At 63.4% G+C, this 19,124-nt stretch carries 17 protein-coding genes; 5 read left to right on the top strand and 12 right to left on the bottom strand.

Going from position 1 to position 19,124, the window contains the following annotated elements; all coding sequences use genetic code 11:
* Positions 1–106: 106 nt before the first annotated feature.
* The 8 genes from K8374_RS03030 to grpE form a co-directional block, all read right to left on the bottom strand.
* Complete coding sequence (locus tag K8374_RS03030) at positions 107–547, bottom strand: MFS transporter (RefSeq protein WP_224457879.1); 441 nt, start codon at positions 545–547, stop codon at positions 107–109.
* A complete protein-coding gene (gene greA / locus K8374_RS03025; RefSeq protein WP_003258067.1) occupies positions 525–1,007 on the bottom strand; it encodes a transcription elongation factor GreA in 483 nt (160 codons plus the stop codon). Before greA ends, K8374_RS03030 begins: the two co-directional genes overlap by 23 nt.
* Complete coding sequence (gene carB, locus K8374_RS03020; protein WP_084855485.1) at positions 1,004–4,225, bottom strand: carbamoyl-phosphate synthase large subunit; 3,222 nt, start codon at positions 4,223–4,225, stop codon at positions 1,004–1,006. Before carB ends, greA begins: the two co-directional genes overlap by 4 nt.
* Before the next feature lie 107 nt (positions 4,226–4,332).
* Entirely contained in the window at positions 4,333–5,469 is a 1,137-nt protein-coding gene (gene carA / locus K8374_RS03015) for a glutamine-hydrolyzing carbamoyl-phosphate synthase small subunit (protein WP_224457878.1), read from the bottom strand.
* 316 nt (positions 5,470–5,785) lie between these two features.
* Positions 5,786–6,592, bottom strand: a complete 807-nt coding sequence (gene dapB / locus K8374_RS03010; protein ID WP_084855487.1) for a 4-hydroxy-tetrahydrodipicolinate reductase — start codon at positions 6,590–6,592, stop codon at positions 5,786–5,788.
* A gap of 13 nt (positions 6,593–6,605) precedes the next feature.
* The gene (gene dnaJ / locus K8374_RS03005) at positions 6,606–7,730 is read right to left on the bottom strand and encodes a molecular chaperone DnaJ (RefSeq protein ID WP_224457877.1); all 1,125 of its coding nucleotides are present in this window, start codon (positions 7,728–7,730) and stop codon (positions 6,606–6,608) included.
* Positions 7,731–7,920: 190 nt separating this feature from the next.
* Positions 7,921–9,846: a molecular chaperone DnaK gene (gene dnaK, locus K8374_RS03000; protein ID WP_084855489.1), complete on the bottom strand. Its 1,926-nt coding sequence runs from the start codon at positions 9,844–9,846 to the stop codon at positions 7,921–7,923.
* 101 nt (positions 9,847–9,947) lie between these two features.
* Complete coding sequence (gene grpE / locus K8374_RS02995; RefSeq protein ID WP_084855490.1) at positions 9,948–10,502, bottom strand: nucleotide exchange factor GrpE; 555 nt, start codon at positions 10,500–10,502, stop codon at positions 9,948–9,950.
* A 192-nt stretch (positions 10,503–10,694) separates the two neighbouring features.
* On the opposite strand from grpE, the gene recN reads away from it, so the two are divergent.
* Positions 10,695–12,362, top strand: a complete 1,668-nt coding sequence (gene recN / locus K8374_RS02990; protein WP_224457876.1) for a DNA repair protein RecN — start codon at positions 10,695–10,697, stop codon at positions 12,360–12,362.
* 197 nt (positions 12,363–12,559) lie between these two features.
* On the opposite strand, the gene fur is transcribed toward recN, so the two are convergent.
* A complete protein-coding gene (gene fur / locus K8374_RS02985; protein ID WP_084855492.1) occupies positions 12,560–12,964 on the bottom strand; it encodes a ferric iron uptake transcriptional regulator in 405 nt (134 codons plus the stop codon).
* Between the two features lie 97 nt (positions 12,965–13,061).
* On the opposite strand from fur, the gene K8374_RS02980 reads away from it, so the two are divergent.
* Entirely contained in the window at positions 13,062–13,592 is a 531-nt protein-coding gene (locus K8374_RS02980; RefSeq protein ID WP_224457875.1) for an outer membrane protein assembly factor BamE, read from the top strand.
* Between the two features lie 56 nt (positions 13,593–13,648).
* Here K8374_RS02980 and K8374_RS02975 read toward each other — a convergent pair whose 3' ends face one another.
* Both K8374_RS02975 and K8374_RS02970 read right to left on the bottom strand, forming a co-directional pair.
* Entirely contained in the window at positions 13,649–13,957 is a 309-nt protein-coding gene (locus tag K8374_RS02975) for an RnfH family protein (protein ID WP_224457874.1), read from the bottom strand.
* Positions 13,950–14,384: a type II toxin-antitoxin system RatA family toxin gene (locus K8374_RS02970; RefSeq protein WP_224457873.1), complete on the bottom strand. Its 435-nt coding sequence runs from the start codon at positions 14,382–14,384 to the stop codon at positions 13,950–13,952. The genes K8374_RS02975 and K8374_RS02970 overlap by 8 nt, the downstream gene beginning before the upstream one ends.
* 162 nt (positions 14,385–14,546) lie before the next feature.
* Here K8374_RS02970 and smpB point away from each other — a divergent pair, with 162 nt between their 5' ends.
* Entirely contained in the window at positions 14,547–15,029 is a 483-nt protein-coding gene (smpB, locus tag K8374_RS02965; RefSeq protein WP_084855496.1) for an SsrA-binding protein SmpB, read from the top strand.
* 168 nt (positions 15,030–15,197) lie between these two features.
* Here smpB and K8374_RS02960 read toward each other — a convergent pair whose 3' ends face one another.
* Positions 15,198–15,965, bottom strand: a complete 768-nt coding sequence (locus tag K8374_RS02960; RefSeq protein WP_224457872.1) for an FCD domain-containing protein — start codon at positions 15,963–15,965, stop codon at positions 15,198–15,200.
* 253 nt (positions 15,966–16,218) lie between these two features.
* Here K8374_RS02960 and K8374_RS02955 point away from each other — a divergent pair, with 253 nt between their 5' ends.
* Together K8374_RS02955 and lldD are read left to right on the top strand one after the other, a co-directional pair.
* Positions 16,219–17,889 carry a lactate permease LctP family transporter gene (locus K8374_RS02955; protein ID WP_224457871.1) on the top strand — a complete coding sequence of 557 codons (1,671 nt, stop codon included), beginning with the start codon at positions 16,219–16,221 and terminating at the stop codon, positions 17,887–17,889.
* A gap of 63 nt (positions 17,890–17,952) precedes the next feature.
* Positions 17,953–19,098, top strand: a complete 1,146-nt coding sequence (gene lldD, locus K8374_RS02950; protein ID WP_224457870.1) for an FMN-dependent L-lactate dehydrogenase LldD — start codon at positions 17,953–17,955, stop codon at positions 19,096–19,098.
* Positions 19,099–19,124: the final 26 nt, after the last annotated feature.

The following is a 19,124-nucleotide window of genomic DNA, read 5'->3' as shown; positions in this document are numbered from 1 at the left end:
GGCCGCTCCTACAGGGGGCGCACCGACCTTTGGCGCAATGCAATTCCTGCAGGAGCAGCCTTGTGCCGCGAAAGGGCCGCAAAGCGGCCCCGCAATGCCACGCCATTCACCGGCGCGGCCTGACCGGGACCGGTTGAGCCACCAACACGATGCCGGAAAAGCCCAGCACCAGGAAACAGAACATTTGCCACCGCTCGCCCACGGAGATCCCGTAGCGCAGCGTGTAGTAGCCGATGCAGGCACCGAAGCCGAGCAATAGCATCTGGCCGCGGAACTGTCGCCACCAGGCTGAAAGGCCATCCACCCTCGCCAATACCGCCAGCTGGGTCATCAGGCCGAGCAACGCGACGCCGATCAACCAGCGGTCGATCTGCGCAGCCACGTCCTGCACGAGCAATGGCGCAAGGCCGGTCACCTTGAGCGCCGGCACCAAGCCTACATGAAATACCCATAGGCCGCCGACCCAGAAGACCTGGGCCAGCTGCCAGAGGATCCCTTCGAGGGATGGCGCCCGCGGATGCCGGTCAGATGTGCTTGACTTCGACAATCTCGTACTCGACCGTGCCGTTTGGTGTCTTGACGACAACGGTGTCACCTTCTTCCTTGCCGATGATGGCCCGGGCGATCGGCGCACTGTTCGAGAGCTTGCCTTTCTTTACGTCCGCCTCGTCCTCACCCACGATCTGGTAGGTCACCTGATCGCCGGTCTCGGTATTCTCAAGGTCCACGGTGGTCCCGAAGATCACCTTGCCGGTGTGCGCAATGGTGGTGACATCGATCACCACCGAGTTCTGCAGGCGACCCTCGATGTCACGGATACGCGCCTCGACCATGCCCTGCTCCTCGCGGGCGGCATGGTATTCGGCGTTTTCCTTCAGGTCACCCAGCTCACGCGCCTCGCCAATCGCCTGGCTCAGGCGCGGGCGCTCGGTCTTGCTCAAGAAGAGCAGCTCCTCTTCCAGGGCGCGAGCGCCCTGGACGGTCATCGGGTACTTGGTAATGCTCATGCGTTCAATCCTGCGTGCAGATCCTGCAAGCGACGAACGGTCTTCTCGGGACCGAATTTCAGCGCTTCACAGATGGCTTCACCTGCCGCAATGGTCGTGGTGCAGTAAATCTTGTGCTGCAGCGCATTGCGACGAATCGAGTAGGAATCGGCGATCGACTGGCGGCCTTCGGTGGTGTTGATGATCAGCGACACTTCGTCGTTCTTGATCATGTCGACCACGTGCGGGCGACCTTCGGTCACCTTGTTCACGCGGCGCACCTTCAGGCCTGCCGCCTCGATGACCTTGGCGGTGCCCGCGGTAGCGACCACTTCGAAGCCCAGGGCGATCAGGTCGCGGGCGACACCGGCCACTTGTGGCTTGTCGTCGTCGCGCACGCTGATGAACGCGGTACCGCTGCAAGGCAGGATTTCGCTGGCGCCCATCTGGGCCTTGGCGAAGGCTTCACCGAAGCTGTCGCCGACGCCCATGACTTCACCGGTGGATTTCATCTCAGGGCCGAGGATCGGGTCAACACCCGGGAACTTGGCGAACGGGAAGACGGCTTCCTTGACGCTGTAGAAGTTCGGGATGATTTCCTTGGTGAAGCCCAGCTCCTTCAACGACTTGCCGGCCATGACACGGGCCGCGATCATCGCCAGAGAGGTGCCGATGCACTTGGAGACGAACGGCACGGTACGCGAGGCGCGCGGGTTGACTTCGATCACATAGATCTTGTCACCCTGCAGGGCCAGCTGCACGTTCATCAGGCCGACCACGCCCAGCTCCAGGGCCATCTTGCGGACCTGCTCGCGGACTTCGTCCTGGACGTTGGCCGGCAGCGAGTACGGCGGCAGCGAGCACGCGGAGTCACCGGAGTGCACGCCGGCCTGCTCGATGTGCTGCATGATCGCGCCGATCACCACGTCGGTACCGTCGCAGACCGCATCCACGTCCATCTCGATGGCGCAGTTGAGGAAGTGGTCGAGCAGTACCGGGCTGTCGTTGGACACCTGGACCGCTTCGCGCAGGTAGCGCTTGAGCTCGTCCAGCTCGTAAACGATTTCCATGGCACGGCCACCCAACACGTAGGACGGACGCACCACCAGCGGATAGCCGATGTCGCCGGCGGCGCGAATGGCTTCGTCTTCGCTGCGCACGGTGGCGTTTGGCGGCTGGCGCAGGTTCAGGCGCTGGACCATCTGCTGGAAACGCTCACGGTCTTCGGCACGGTCGATGGCGTCCGGGCTGGTACCGATGATCGGCACGCCGGCTTCTTCCAACGCGCGCGCCAGTTTCAGCGGAGTCTGGCCGCCGTAGTGGACGATGACGCCTTTTGGCTTCTCGACACGGCAGATTTCCAGCACGTCTTCCAGGGTCAGCGGCTCGAAGTACAGGCGGTCGGAGGTGTCGTAGTCGGTGGAGACGGTTTCCGGGTTGCAGTTGACCATGATGGTCTCGTAACCGTCTTCGCGCAGTGCCAGGGCTGCATGCACGCAGCAGTAGTCGAACTCGATGCCTTGGCCGATACGGTTCGGGCCACCACCGAGGATCATGATCTTGTCGCGGGTCGACGGGTTGGCCTCGCACTCTTCCTCATAGGTGGAGTACAGGTAGGCGGTGTCGGTGGCGAACTCGGCGGCGCAGGTGTCGACGCGCTTGTAGACCGGCAGCACCTCCAGCTTGTGGCGGTGACGGCGCAGGTTCTTGTCGGTCACGCCCAGCAGCTTGGCCAGACGCTGGTCGGAGAAGCCCTTGCGCTTGAGGCGCAGCATCAGTGCCTTGTCGATGGCGGCCAGGCCCAGGGTCTTGACCTTCTCTTCTTCCTGGATCAAGTCTTCGATCTGCACCAGGAACCAGTGGTCGATCTTGGTCAGGGCGAAGATTTCGTCACGGCTCATGCCGGCACGGAAGGCATCGGCGACGTACCAGATACGCTCGGCGCCCGGCACAGTCAGCTCACGCTTGAGAATGCTCATGGCTTCCGGGTTGGCCAGGTCGACCTTCGGGTCCAGGCCGCAGGCGCCGACTTCCAGGCCGCGCAGGGCTTTCTGCATGGACTCCTGGAAGGTACGGCCGATGGCCATGACCTCACCCACGGACTTCATCTGGGTGGTCAGGCGGGCGTCGGCTTTCGGGAACTTCTCGAAGGCGAAGCGCGGCAGCTTGGTGACTACGTAGTCGATGGAAGGCTCGAAGGATGCCGGGGTACGACCGCCGGTGATGTCGTTCTGCAGCTCGTCGAGGGTGTAGCCGACAGCCAGCTTGGCGGCGATTTTGGCGATCGGGAAGCCGGTGGCCTTCGAGGCCAAGGCCGAGGAACGCGATACCCGCGGGTTCATCTCGATCACGACCATGCGGCCGGTGTTCGGGCAGATACCGAACTGCACGTTGGAACCACCGGTCTCGACGCCGATTTCACGCAGCACCGCCAGCGAGGCGTTGCGCATGATCTGGTATTCCTTGTCGGTCAGGGTCTGCGCCGGAGCGACAGTGATCGAGTCGCCGGTGTGCACGCCCATCGGGTCGAAGTTCTCGATGGAGCAGACGATGATGCAGTTGTCCTTCTTGTCGCGGACAACCTCCATCTCGTATTCCTTCCAGCCGATCAGCGATTCGTCGATCAGCAGCTCCTTGGTCGGCGACAGGTCCAGGCCGCGGGCGCAGATTTCTTCGAATTCTTCACGGTTGTAGGCGATACCACCACCGGTACCGCCCATGGTGAACGACGGGCGGATGATGCAGGGGAAGCCCAGGCGCTCGAGCACCGCATTGGCTTCTTCCATGCTGTGGGCGATACCGGAGCGCGGGCACTCCAGGCCGATAGCCTTCATCGCCTGGTCGAAACGCGAACGGTCTTCGGCCTTGTCGATGGTGTCGGCATTGGCGCCGATCATTTCCACGCCGAACTTCTCCAGCACGCCGTGGCGCTCGAGGTCCAGGGCGCAGTTCAGGGCGGTCTGGCCCCCCATGGTCGGCAGCAGCGCGTCCGGGCGTTCCTTTTCGATGATCTTGGCCACCGATTGCCATTTGATCGGCTCGATGTAGGTGGCGTCGGCCATGGCCGGGTCGGTCATGATGGTGGCCGGGTTGGAGTTCACCAGGATGACGCGGAAGCCTTCCTCGCGCAGGGCCTTGCAGGCCTGGGCGCCGGAATAGTCGAATTCACAGGCCTGGCCGATCACGATCGGGCCGGCGCCGAGAATCAGGATGCTTTTGATGTCTGTACGTTTTGGCATGGGTTGTCACTCAAATCCGCGGGTCAGTCGGCAAGCCGTCTTGAACAATCTGGGTCAGGCGCTTCCGGGCGCGGCGCGAGCCGCCCCGGGGCCTTGATGCAGGATGCTCAGCGGCGCTTGGCCATGGCATCGATGAAACGATCGAACAGTGGCGCGACGTCGGTCGGGCCTGGGCTCGCTTCAGGGTGGCCCTGGAAGCTGAACGCGCTCTTGTCGGTACGCTCGATACCCTGCAGGGTGCCGTCGAACAGCGACTTGTGGATGGCGCGAACATTGCCCGGCAGGGTGGCTTCGTCGACGGCGAAACCGTGGTTCTGGCTGGTGATCATGACCACGCCACTGTCCAGATCCTGGACCGGGTGGTTGGCACCGTGGTGGCCGTGGCCCATTTTCATGGTCTTGGCGCCGGAGGCCAGGGCCAACAGCTGGTGGCCCAGGCAGATACCGAAGACCGGGATGTCGGTCTCGAGGATATCCTTGATCGCCTGGATCGCGTAATCGCACGGCTCGGGGTCGCCAGGGCCGTTGGAGAGGAACACGCCATCAGGGTTCAGGGCCAGGACTTCGCTGGCTGGGGTCTGGGCCGGCACCACGGTCAAGCGGCAGCCACGGGCGACCAGCATGCGCAGGATGTTCAGCTTGACGCCGTAGTCGTAGGCCACCACGTGGTAGGGCAGGTCGGCCGCTTCCAGGGTCGGGTGGCTGTCGGTTGCCAGGTTCCACACGCTGGAGCGCCACTCATAGCGATCCTTGGTGGACACTTCCTTGGCCAGGTCCATGCCCTTGAGGCCCGGGAAGGCGCGGGCAGCGGCGATGGCGGCTTCTTCGCTGATGTCGTCACCGGCCAGGATGCAGCCGTTCTGAGCGCCTTTTTCGCGCAGGATACGGGTCAGGCGGCGGGTGTCGATGCCGGCGATGGCCACGACGTTGTTGGCTTTCAGGTATTCAGGCAGCGACTGGGTGTTGCGCCAGTTGCTGGCCAGCAGCGGCAGGTCGCGGATGACCAGGCCGGCGGACCAGACGCGATTGGACTCAGCGTCTTCAGGGGTGGTGCCGGTATTGCCGATGTGCGGGTAAGTCAGGGTGACGATTTGCTGGGCATAGGAAGGGTCTGTAAGGATTTCCTGGTAGCCGGTCATAGCGGTGTTGAACACCACCTCACCAACGGTTTGACCGTCGGCTCCGATGGCTTCACCGCGAAAAATGCTGCCATCGGCAAGGGCGAGTATGGCTGGCTTAGTCAAGAAGACCTCCCGTAAATCAAGCCTGAAAGGGCGATCGCAGGTTGCAAAAAAGCGGAATGACGTATGGACACGTCACCCCGCTTTTATGCTGAATTTGTCTGCGCGCTTTTAGTGGACACACTAAAGCTGTAGCTTACAGAAAATTACGTTTTAGGTCTACCGCGTATGTGTCTCTGAAACACGGGAATGCGACAGGCGACAGTGCTGCCTGATCAAATGCAATCGCGGGACAAGCCCCTACAAGCACCTCACCGCCTTCGAGAGCGGCGCCAGACCTGTAGGAGCTACCTTGTGCCGCGAAGCGACCCCATTACGATCAACGCAGCTCGAGCACATCCTGCATGTCGTACAGGCCTGGCTCGCGCCCATCCAGCCACAGCGCGGCACGCACCGCCCCCTTGGCGAAGGTCATGCGACTGGAGGCCTTGTGGGTGATCTCGACGCGCTCGCCTTCCGCGGCGAACAGCACGGTGTGGTCACCCACCACGTCGCCGGCCCGCACCGTGGCGAAACCGATGGTCTGGCGATCACGGGCACCGGTCTGGCCTTCGCGACCATAGACCGCCACTTCACCCAGGTCACGCCCCAGCGCCTGGGCCACCACCTCGCCCATGCGCAGCGCGGTACCGGACGGCGCATCGACCTTGTGCCGGTGGTGCGCCTCGATGATTTCGATGTCCACCTCGTCGCCCAACACCCGCGCTGCAGTATCCAGCAACTTCAGGCACAGGTTGACGCCAACGCTGAAGTTGGCAGCGAAGACGATCGGGATCTCCTTGCCCGCCTCAGCCAGCAGCTCTTTCTCTTCCGGCGTGAAGCCGGTGGTGCCGATGACCATGGCCTTGCCCGCCTTGCGGCAGAACGCCAGGTTCTTCAGGGTCACCGAGGGGTGAGTGAAGTCGATCAGCACATCGAACTCGTCGGCGACCTTGGCCAGGTCACCACAGATTTCCACGCCGATGCGCCCCAGCGCCGCCAGCTCACCGGCATCGGCCCCGACCAGGGTGCTGTCGGGGCGATCGATCGCCGCCGTCAGGCCCGCCTGGGGCGCCTGTTGCTGCACGGCCTCGACGAGGGTCTTGCCCATCCGCCCCGCCGCGCCCATCACTGCAATACGTCGCATAGCCTGTTCCTTGTCAGAGATCGCCGAAGAAGCGCTTCACACCCTCGAACCAGCCGCTGGCCTTGGGCGAATGGGAGCTGTCGCCCTGCAGCGAGTCACGCAGCTCCTCGAGCAGCTCGCGCTGGCGGCGGCTCAGGTTGACCGGCGTTTCCACCGCCACGCGGCACAGCAGGTCACCTGCCGCACCACCACGCACCGGGGCCACGCCCTTGCCGCGCAGGCGGAACTGCTTGCCAGTCTGGGTACCTTCCGGGATCTTGAGCTTGACCCGGCCATCGAGGGTCGGCACCTCCAGCTCGCCGCCCAGGGCGGCATCGGTGTAGCTGATCGGCACTTCGCAATACAGGTGCTTGCCGTCACGCTGGAAGATCGGGTGCTCACGCACATTGATGACCACGTACAGGTCACCGGTCGGACCACCATGGGTACCCGCCTCGCCCTCGCCGGAGAGACGGATGCGATCGCCGGTGTCGACACCGGCCGGCACCTTGACCGATAGGGTCTTGTATTCCTCGACACGGCCTTCGCCATGGCAGGACGAGCATGGGTCGGTGATGATCTTGCCCTGGCCGTGGCAGCGCGGGCAGGTCTGCTGCACGGAGAAGAAGCCCTGCTGCATGCGCACCTGGCCGATACCGCCGCAGGTCGGGCAGGTCGCCGGAGCCGAGCCCTTCTTCGCACCGGAGCCATCGCACGGTTTGCAGTTGACCAGCGTCGGCACGCGAATGCTGACCGTGGTGCCACGCACCGCTTCCTCGAGGTTCAGCTCCAGGGTGTAACGCAGGTCGCTGCCGCGCTGGGCACCGCCACGTCCACCGCCCCGGCCACCGCCGAAGAAGTCACTGAACACATCGCCGAAAATATCGGAGAAGTTGGCGCCACCGAAGCCGGCACCACCGCCACCCATGCTCGGGTCGACGCCGGCATGGCCATACTGGTCGAACGCTGCACGCTTGCTCGCGTCAGACAGCACTTCGTAGGCCTCGTTGGCCTCCTTGAACTTGTCTTCCGACTCTTTATCGCCCGGGTTGCGGTCCGGGTGGTACTTCATCGCCAGCCGACGATAGGCTTTTTTGAGGTCTGCTTCGCTGGCGCCGCGCTCGACACCCAGTACCTCATAATAATCACGCTTGGACATAGGTCATTTGCACCTTGTTGGGCGTCTGGCATCTGCGCCACGCCATCAACACCTGCCGCCCCTCGGCGCTGACAGATGCTGTAAAAATTCTCGAATTCCAGATACGCCAACGCGGGAGCAAGCCCCCGCGCGGCGACATCCTACCAGCTCACCGACAAACGACGGTGAGCCGGCCGACAACATGCAGGGATTACTGCTTGTTGTTGTCTTTCACTTCTTCGAACTCGGCATCGACCACGTCGTCGTGCTTGGCTTCCGGCTCGGCCTGCTGGGCACCGCCCTGAGGCTGCTCGGCCTGCTGCTCGGCGTACATCTTCTGGGCAACCGGCGCGGAGACCTTGGACAGCTCCTCGACCTTGGCGTCGATCGCGGCCTTGTCGTCGCCTTTGACAGCGGCTTCCAGGGCAACGACGGCAGCCTCGATGGCAGCTTTCTCTTCGGCGGTGACCTTGTCACCGGCGTCGGCGACCATCTTGCGGGTCGAGTGCACCAGCGCGTCACCCTGGTTACGGGCAGCGGCCAGCTCTTCGAACTTGCGGTCTTCCTCGGCGTTGGCCTCGGCATCACGCACCATGCGCTCGATTTCTTCGTCCGACAGGCCGGAGTTGGCCTTGATCACGATCGACTGGGTCTTGCCGGTGGCCTTGTCCTTCGCGCCGACGTGCAGGATGCCGTTGGCGTCGATGTCGAAGGTGACTTCGATCTGCGGCACGCCACGCGGAGCCGGCGGAATGTCGGCCAGGTCGAACTTGCCCAGCGACTTGTTCTGTGCAGCCTGCTTGCGCTCACCCTGCAGTACATGGATGGTCACGGCGCTCTGGTTGTCGTCGGCGGTCGAGAACACCTGCGACTTCTTGGTCGGGATGGTGGTGTTCTTCTCGATCAGCGCGGTCATCACGCCACCCATGGTTTCGATACCCAGGGTCAGCGGGCTGACGTCCAGCAGCAGCACGTCCTTCACGTCACCGGCCAGTACCGCACCCTGGATGGCTGCACCCATGGCCACGGCTTCGTCCGGGTTGACGTCCTTGCGCGCTTCCTTGCCGAAGAAGTCGGCAACGGCTTTCTGTACCAGCGGCATACGGGTCTGGCCGCCGACCAGGATCACGTCGTCGATCTTGCTGACGTCGATACCGGCGTCCTTCAGGGCGATGCGGCAAGGCTCGATGGTGCGCTTGACCAGGTCTTCGACCAGCGACTCCAGCTTGGCGCGGGAGATCTTCACGTTCAGGTGCTTAGGACCGGTCGCGTCTGCAGTGATGTACGGCAGGTTGACGTCGGTCGACTGCGAGGACGACAGCTCGATCTTGGCCTTTTCAGCTGCTTCCTTCAGGCGCTGCAGGGCCAGCGGGTCGTTCTTCAGGTCCATGCCGGACTCTTTCTTGAACTCGTCGACGAGGTAGTCGATCAGGCGCATGTCGAAGTCTTCGCCACCCAGGAAGGTGTCGCCGTTGGTGGCCAGTACTTCGAACTGGTGCTCACCGTCGACTTCGGCGATTTCGATGACCGAGACGTCGAAGGTACCACCACCGAGGTCATAGACGATGACGGTGTGGTCGCCCTTGGCCTTGTCCATGCCGTAGGCCAGCGCAGCAGCGGTCGGCTCGTTGATGATGCGCTTGACGTCCAGGCCGGCGATGCGACCTGCGTCCTTGGTGGCCTGGCGCTGGCTGTCGTTGAAGTAGGCCGGAACGGTGATGACCGCTTCGGTGACTGGCTCGCCGAGGTAGTCTTCGGCGGTTTTCTTCATTTTCTTCAGGACTTCGGCGCTGATCTGCGGGGGCGCCATTTCCTTGCCGCCGGCTTCGACCCAGGCGTCACCGTTGTTGGCCTTGACGATCTTGTACGGCACCAGCTTGATGTCTTTCTGCACGACGTCTTCTTCGAAGCGACGGCCGATCAGGCGCTTCACTGCGAACAGGGTGTTGTGCGGGTTGGTGACGGCCTGGCGCTTGGCCGACTGGCCGACCAGGATCTCGCCATCGTTGGCGTAGGCCACGATCGAAGGGGTGGTACGCGCGCCTTCGGCGTTCTCGATGACCTTGACGTTACCGTTTTCCAGGATGGAGACGCACGAGTTGGTGGTCCCCAGGTCGATACCGATGATTTTGCCCATGTTTACTCTCCCGAAACTTGAATTAGGTAGCAGCGACTACTTTGGCCAACTGCGGTAATACTTGAATGCTTGACACCTAGATGGGGATGCCCGGAAGGATTTCAAGCCTTTTCGTCGATCGATGGCTGGGGCGCCGCCGGCGCCTTGCTGACCACCACCATGGCGGGACGCAGCAGGCGACCATTGAGCAGGTAGCCCTTCTGGAACACCTTGAGCACGCTGTTGGGCTCGACCTCGGCGCTTTCCTGCATGGCCATGGCCTGGTGGTGCTCGGCGTTGAAGGGTTCGCCGTGCGGGTCGACCGCCTCGAGGTTGTAGCGCTTGAGGGTGTCGTGGAACATCTTCAGGGTCAGCTCGATGCCTTCGCGCATCGGCTTGATGGTCTCGTCGTCGGCGCTGGACAGCTCCAGGCCACGCTCCAGGCTGTCGACCACCGGCAGCAGGTCGCCAGCGAACTTCTCAAGAGCGAACTTGTGGGCCTTCTCGACATCCTGTTCGGCGCGACGGCGGATGTTCTGCAGCTCGGCGGCAGTACGCAGGGACTGGTCCTTGGCGGCGGCCAGCTGCTCCTCGAGCACTTGGACGCGGGCACCGAGATCCTCTGCACCAGCCTCTTCGGCGTTAAGGTTCTTCTCATCCAGCTGTTCGTCAGCCATTAGGTTTCTCCTCCGCAATTTCTTGGTGGGCGAGCCGAGCTCGTCTTGTCTTGCCGGCTATATGGGGTCGGAAAAACCGGGTTCAAGGGGGAGGTCGCTTTTCATGACACACCCTGTTCGCCCTGCGGGGATTGGCAGGCCTGAAAAAAGTACTGTATAAATAAACAGACAAAAGCCTCCGGGAGCCGCCCCATGCTGGTGCACCTGTCCATTCACAACTACGCCATCGTCGAACACCTGGATCTCGAGCTTGCCCGCGGCATGAGCGTGATCACTGGCGAGACCGGCGCGGGCAAGTCGATCATGCTCGACGCCCTCGGCCTGGCCCTGGGCGATCGCGCCGACAGCGGCGTGGTACGCCCGGGTGCGGACAAGGCGGACATCCTCGCCACCTTCGACCTGGACGAAATCCCGGAGGCCCGCAACTGGCTCGCCGAACGCGACCTGGACAACGCCGGCCCGTGCATCCTGCGCAGGGTGATCACCGGCGAGGGCCGTAGCCGTGGCTATATAAATGGCACGCCCTGCCCGCTGGGCGACCTCAAGGCACTCGGTGAACTGCTGATCGACATCCACAGCCAGCACGAGCACCAGTCCCTGCTCAAAGCCGACACCCATCGCCGCCTGGTGGACGAATACGCCGGCGCCATCGACCTGGCCCGCCAGGTACAGCTGGCGGCCCAGCGCTGGCGCCAGACCCGTCTGGAGCTGGAGCGCCTGTCCAACTCCGGCGACGAGCAACGCGCCCGCCATCAACTGCTCAGCTACCAGCTGGAGGAGCTGGACAACCTCGGCCTGGGCGAGAACGAACTGGAGCAACTGGAACAGGAACACAAGAGCCTGACCAACGCCGAGGCCTTGTTCGGCATCTGCCGCCAGGTCATCGACCAATGCAGCGAAAGCGACTCGGGCAATGTGCTCAGCGCCCTGACAGCCAGCCTCAACCGCCTGAGCGCCGTGGCCAATGCACCCAAGGCACTCGGTGAAGCGGCCAACCTGATCGCCAGCGCACAGATCCAGGTCGAGGAAGCAGTGGGCGAGCTCAACCGTTTTCTCGATCATTTCGACGCCGACCCCATGCGCCTGCAGGCCCTGGAAGAGCGGCTCGACACCATCTATACCCTGGCACGCAAACACCGCGTGCACCCCACCGAGCTTCCGCACCTGCAGCAACGCCTGATGGAAGAATTGGAAGGGCTCAACGCCAGCGACGAGTCGATCGAGCGCCTGGGCGAAGAGCTCGCAGCCTACGCCCAGCATTACCGCGAAAAAGCCACCGAGCTCAGCGGTTTGCGCCAGCAGGCAGCCAAACAGCTGGCAACCGCCGTCGAGCAGGAAATCCAGCGCCTGGGTATGCCCGGTGGGCGCTTCTCTATCGAATTGACACCGTACACGGGCGACGAACTGTCACCCCATGGCATTGAAACGGTCGAACTGCTGGTCAGCGCCAACCCCGGGCAACCGCTCAAGGGCCTGGCCAAGGTAGCGTCGGGCGGCGAACTGTCACGCATCAGCCTGGCGATCCAGGTGATCACCGCACAGACCTCGCGCATCCCGACCCTGGTGTTCGACGAAGTGGACGTGGGCATTGGCGGCCCGACCGCCGAGATCGTTGGCCAACTGCTGCGCCGCCTGGGCGAGCGTGGCCAGGTACTGACGGTCACCCACCTGCCCCAAGTCGCCGCGCAAGGGCACCACCACCTGTTCGTGCACAAGGTGCGCAACAGCGACACCACCCACACGGCAGTTGCCAACCTGGGCAAGCGCGAGCGGGTGGAGGAAGTGGCGCGAATGCTGGGAGGCATCGACCTGACCAAGGAATCGTTGGCCCATGCGCGCAAGATGGTGGTGAAGCCCTGATATCAATGCTGTAGGAGTGGCCTTGTGCCGCGAAAGGGCCGCAAAGCGGCCCTGCAATCTCTGCTGCGAAGCTGAAATTAAGGAGCGCTACACACCCCCTTCGCGGCACAAGGCCGCTCCTACAGGGGCGGGCATCACCTGCTGAAAGTACAAAGGCGACCCGAAGGTCGCCTTTGCTTTTGGTAACGAGAAAATCGTTACTTTTTCTTGCGCACGTACAGGACCAGATTGTGATCCACCAGCTCGTAGCCGTGCTGGGCAACGATCTCTTTCTGGCGCCTCTCGATCTCGGCATCCATGAATTCGATGACCTCGCCGGAATCCACGTTGACCATGTGGTCGTGGTGGCCGCCGTCAGCCAGCTCGAATACTGCATGACCGCCGTCGAAGTTGTGGCGAACCACCAGACCCGCCGCTTCGAACTGGGTCAGTACGCGATACACGGTCGCCAGGCCAACATCCTCGCCAGCCTCCATTAGCGCCTTGTAGACATCCTCGGCGCTCATGTGACGCTGCTCGGTGGAGTCGAGCATCTGTAGGATCTTGACTCGAGGCAGGGTCACCTTGAGACCGGCTTTGCGCAATTCGCTATTTTCAACCATGGTCAGCTTTCTCGCCGATGCTGCTTCGCAGCTTCTCTTAATACGGGTATGATCGGGGTTTACGTTGTCCAGCCAAGATAGTGGAAGTCGCCCACCGATGCAAAACACCAAGCTCTTGCTAACCAGCCTCACCCTCGTGGGACTGCTCGCACTCGCCGGTTGCTCGTTTCCCGGGGTTTACAAAATCGACATCCAGCAGGGCAATGTCGTTACGCAGGACATGATAGACCAATTGCGCCCCGGAATGACCCGCCGGCAAGTAAGGTTTATCATGGGCAACCCACTGATTCAGGACACCTTCAATACCAACCGCTGGGACTACCTCTACAGCCTCCAGCCTGGTGGTGGCCAGCGCCAGCAAGAGCGCATGAGCATCTTCTTCAACGACAGCGACCAACTGGTCAGCCTGTCCGGCGACTTCATGCCAGGCGTGAGCCGCGACCAGGAAATCCTCGGTGGCAGCGGCGACACCACTGTCAGCCCAGCCGCGGAACAGGGCCAGCCGAGCCAACCGGAAGAAAAACCCGCCAAGCCAGGTTCGCTTGAAGAGTCGATCCAGAAAGAGATCGACACCATCGAGACCACACCGGTCCCGACACCTGCACCGCTGGAAACCTCCCCGCAGTAAACGCGGCGGACACGAAAAAGCCCGGGCAGTGCCCGGGCTTTTTCATGCACGCATCCTCAACCTTGCCGCGCTGCCCGCGCCTTGGCTGCCCGCTGCTTGCGCACGTCCTTGGGGTCGGCCAGCAGTGGGCGGTAGACCTCCAGCCGGTCACCCTCCTCCACTTTGCGCTGCGCAGGATCAGCGACCACCTTGCCAAACACTCCTACCGGGCACGCCTCCAGGTCCAGGCCAGGCACCTGCTCAGCAAGCCGGGACAGACGCAGCGCCTCACGCACACACGTCCCTTCAGGCACCACGCACGCCAACAACCACTGGCGCTCGGCCGTGGCATACACCACCTCTATATTCAGGCCCGCGTCAGCCATTGAGCTGCTTGGCCCGCTGGCAGAAGGCATCGACCAGGGTATTGGCTGCCTGGTTGAACAGCGGCCCCAGGGTGGCGCGCACCAGTGGCCCGGCGTAGTCGAAGGACAGGTCCAGGCTGATCTTGCAGGCCTTCTCGCCCAGCGGCTTGAATACCCACACGCCGTGCAACTGAGTGAACGGCCCCTCTTCGAGGTTCATCTCGATCGACTGCCCCGGCACCAGCACATTGCGCGTGACGAACTGCTGGCTCATGCCGCCCTTGGCCACTTCCAGCTTCGCCCGCATGTGCGTCTCGCTGGCCTCGATCACAGTCGCGGCCGAGCACCACGGCAGGAACTTCGGATAACTGGCCACATCGTTGACCAGATCGTAGAGCGCCTGGGCAGGGTATGGCAGCAGGGCAGAGCGTTGAATATGGGTAGTCATCCAGGCGTCACTTCCAAGACAGGGCGGCAGCGCTTCTCAGCGCTTCGAAAACAGTGCTGTTCAAAGAAACAGGCCCTGCATTGTCCGGGATTCATCCTACAGGCTCAAGCACACCTAAACCCCGTAGCCGACAACGCGGCGACTCCCTATAATGCGGCCCCTATGGCTAAGCAAAAGAAACATCCGACCGGGACCATCGCGCAAAACAAGAAAGCGCGACACGATTACTTCATCGAGCACAAGTTCGAGGCCGGGCTGGTCCTGTCCGGCTGGGAAGTAAAGAGCCTGCGGGCCGGCAAGGCGCACCTGACCGACAGCTACGTGCTGCTCAAGGACGGCGAAGCCTGGCTGTTCGGCAGCCACATCACCCCGCTGACCACCGCCAGCACCCACGTCATCGCCGACCCCACGCGCACCCGCAAGCTGCTGCTGAACAAGCGCGAGCTCGAGCGCCTGGAAGCGTCCGTGGCCCAGAAGGGCTACACCTGCGTGGCCTTGTCGCTGTACTGGAGCAAGCACCTGATCAAGTGCGAAATCGCGCTCGGCAAGGGCAAGAAGGAATACGACAAGCGCGACACCATGCGCGAACGCGATTCCAACCGCGAGCTGCAGCGGGCTGTGCGTAACAAGGGCAAGGACGAGTAATCCCCCTAGCCAGCTGGCGCAGTTGTAGGAGCGGCCTTGTGCCGCGAAAGGGCTGCCCAGCAGCCCCAGCACTCTGAGCACCAAGGCCAAGGCCCCGGGGCCGCCATGCGGCCCTTTCGCGGCGCAAGGCCGCTCCTACAACGACCGTAGATCGTCGGCCGCGGGCGATCAACGCCCGCTGCGCCGCTCCGCCCGCGCCACCCGCTGGGCTTCTTCCTGCGCTTCCTCGAGCACTTCCTGCACATACAGGATATGCCGGCTCGACACCTCCCGCGCCTCCTCCGCCCTGCCCTCGACAATCGCCTGGTACAGCTCCCGGTGCTGGCTGATCAGCATGTCCCGGGTCTCGGAGCGCTGCTGGTACATGCCGCCGATGTTGGTCACCACGTTGCGCTTGAGCAGGTCGAACAGGCCACGGATGGTATGCAGCAACACCGCGTTGTGACTGGCCTCGGCAATCGCCAGGTGGAAACGCGCATCGGCCGCGCCCTCCTCCGCCCGGCTGACCTCGTCGGCCCGGGAATAGCAGTCCTGCAGCGCGTCGAAGGCCGCCTTGAGCCGCTCGCGGTCAGGCTCGGTAGCGCGCTGGGCTGCGTAGAAGGCGCATGAAGCCTCAAGGGTGTGACGAAACTCCAGCAGGTCGCGCTGCGCGTCGGGGTTGCGCTCGAACAGCTGCATCAGCGGGTCGCTGAAGGTCGAGCCCAGCGTCTCGGCGACGTAGTTGCCACCGCCCTGGCGACTGACCAGCAGCCCCTTGGCCACGAGTTTCTGGATCGCCTCGCGCAAGGACGGCCGGGACACACCGAACTGCTCGGCCAGGACACGCTCGGCCGGCAGGCGCTGCCCCGAGGTCAGCGTGCCCTCGAGAATCATCCCTTCCAACCGGTCGACGATATCGTCGGACAGGCGCCGTTGGCGGACCTGATCAAAAACCATCACATGTTCTCCACAAACCCCACGAACACCGGGGCCGCCTATTCTCGCCGATACCGGCCACGACGACACCCATCAGATGACGATTTTCCCTACCCGGCAGATGCCCATTCATCGACATCCGACCAAAGTTTTCCCCGAGACAAATTGACACGGCCTCGACGAGGCTTTTAACCTAGCGACCAGCCATTGTAAATTGGTCTTACCAATTATCCAATGCCAGTGCCTGACCAACAACAATTAGGGGCCACCCCATATGCAAACCTGGCAACAGCTCTATAGTCCGCTTGGTAGTCTTGGCCTGTCCGCGCTGGCGGCAGTCATTCCCATCGTGTTCTTCTTCCTTGCCCTGGCCGTGTTCCGCCTCAAAGGCCACGTCGCCGGCAGCATCACCCTTGCCCTGTCGATCCTGGTGGCGATCTTCGCCTTCCAGATGCCTGTCGACATGGCCCTGGCCGCCGCGGGCTATGGCTTCCTCTACGGCCTATGGCCCATCGCCTGGATCATCGTCGCCGCGGTGTTCCTGTACAAACTCACGGTCAAGAGCGGCCAGTTCGAAGTGATCCGCAGCTCAGTCCTGTCGATCACCGACGACCAGCGCCTGCAAGTGCTGCTGATCGGCTTCTGCTTTGGCGCCTTCCTGGAAGGTGCGGCCGGCTTCGGCGCTCCGGTGGCCATCACCGCCGCGCTGCTGGTGGGCCTTGGCTTCAACCCGCTGTACGCCGCCGGCCTGTGCCTGATCGCCAACACCGCGCCCGTGGCCTTCGGCGCCCTGGGCATTCCGATCATCGTCGCCGGCCAGGTGACGGGCATCGACGCCTTCCACATCGGCGCCATGACCGGCCGCCAGCTGCCCTTGCTGTCGCTGTTCGTGCCGTTCTGGCTGGTGTTCATGATGGACGGCCTGCGCGGCGTGAAGGAAACCTGGCCTGCCGCCTTGGTCGCTGGCCTGAGCTTCGCCGTCACCCAGTACTTCACCTCGAACTTCATCGGCCCGGAACTGCCGGACATCACCTCGGCCCTGGCCAGCCTGATCGCCCTGACCCTGTTCCTGAAAGTCTGGCAGCCCAAGCGCGCCTTCGCCGAAGCCCAGGGCAGCGTCGGTGCCGCCGTGGTCAGCAGCGGTGGCAGCCAGCCTTCCCCGTACAGCCTGGGCGAGATCTTCAAGGCCTGGTCGCCGTTCCTAATCCTCACCGTACTGGTGACCATCTGGACGCTGAAGCCGTTCAAGGCCGCGTTCGCTGCGGGTGGCTCGATGTACGACTTCGTGTTCAACTTCGCCATCCCGCACCTGGACCAACTGGTGATCAAGGGCGCGCCGATCGCCGCCACGCCAACCGCCATGCCAGCGATCTTCAAGCTCGACCCGATCTCCGCCACCGGCACCGCGATCTTCCTCTCGGCGCTGCTGTCGATGATGGTGCTGAAGATCAACTTCAAAACCGGTCTGACCACTTTGAAGGAAACCTTCTGGGAGCTGCGCTGGCCAATCCTGTCGATCGGCATGGTCCTGGCCTTCGCCTTCGTCACCAACTACTCGGGCATGTCCTCGACCATGGCCCTGGTGCTGGCCGGCACGGGCGCCGCCTTCCCGTTCTTCTCGCCGTTCCTCGGCTGGCTGGGCGTGTTCCTGACAGGCTCCGACACCTCGTCCAACGCCCTGTTCAGCTCGCTGCAAGCCACCACCGCGCACCAGATCGGCGTCAACGACACCCTGCTGGTCGCGGCCAACACCAGCGGTGGCGTGACCGGCAAGATGATCTCGCCACAATCGATCGCTGTGGCCTGCGCCGCCACCGGCCTGGTCGGCAAGGAGTCCGACCTGTTCCGCTTCACCGTCAAGCACAGCCTGTTCTTCGCCACCCTCGTCGGCCTGATCACCCTGGTCCAGGCCTACTGGCTCACCGGCATGCTGGTTCATCACTAAAGTGAAAGGGGCCGGGCGCCCTGGCGCGCCTGGCAACCACACCCACCCACGCTGCGAGAATCCATGATCATTTCCGCCTCCACCGACTATCGCGCCGCGGCCCAACGCAAGCTGCCTCCTTTCCTCTTCCATTACGCCGACGGCGGCGCCTACGCCGAGTACACCCTGCGCCACAACGTCGAGGACCTGGCGAGCATCGCCTTGCGTCAGCGGGTGCTGAAGAACATGTCCGAGCTGAGCCTGCAGACGACGCTGTTCGATGAGACCCTGAGCATGCCGGTCGCCCTGGCCCCAGTGGGCCTGACCGGCATGTACGCACGCCGTGGCGAAGTGCAGGCAGCGCGCGCGGCGGCGGCCAAGGGCATTCCCTTCACGATGTCGACCGTCTCGGTCTGCCCCATCGAAGAGGTCGCTCCGGCCATCGACCGGCCGATGTGGTTCCAGCTCTATGTGCTCAAGGACCGCGGCTTCATGCGCAACGCCCTGGAACGGGCCAAGGCCGCCGGCGTGAAGACCCTGGTGTTCACCGTCGACATGCCGGTCCCCGGCGCCCGCTACCGCGACGCCCATTCCGGCATGAGCGGCCCGAACGCGCCGCTGCGGCGCATCTGGCAAGCCATGACCCACCCGCAATGGGCCCTGGATGTCGGCTTGCTGGGCCGCCCCCACGACCTGGGCAACATCTCCAAGTACCGTGGCAACCCCACCGGCCTGGCCGACTACATCGGCTGGCTGGGCGCCAACTTCGACCCGTCCATTTCCTGGAAGGACCTGGAGTGGATCCGCGAGTTCTGGGACGGCCCGATGATCATCAAGGGCATCCTCGACCCTGAGGATGCCAAGGACGCAGTGAAATTCGGCGCCGATGGCATCGTGGTGTCCAACCACGGCGGTCGCCAGCTGGACGGCGTGCAGTCCAGCGCCCGCGCGTTGCCGGCGATCGCCGATGCAGTCAAGGGCGACCTGAAGATCCTCGCCGACTCCGGCATCCGCAATGGCCTGGACGTGGTGCGCATGGTCGCCCTGGGCGCCGACACCGTGCTGATCGGCCGCGCCTTCCTCTACGCCCTGGCCACCCACGGCGAAGCCGGGGTGAAGAACCTGCTCGAGCTGTTCGAGAAGGAAATGCGCGTGGCCATGGTGCTGACCGGCGCCAAGTCCATCAGCGAGATCAGCCGCGACTCGCTGGTCCGCGAACTGGGCGCCTGAGTGCCCGTCTGAACACTGCCTGATTG

The organism is Pseudomonas sp. p1(2021b), from assembly GCF_020151015.1.
In the GTDB taxonomy this organism is placed as follows: domain Bacteria; phylum Pseudomonadota; class Gammaproteobacteria; order Pseudomonadales; family Pseudomonadaceae; genus Aquipseudomonas; species Aquipseudomonas putida_K.
The sequence above is the reverse complement of the archived record's forward strand: the minus strand, read 5'-3'. Positions and strand labels throughout refer to the sequence as shown.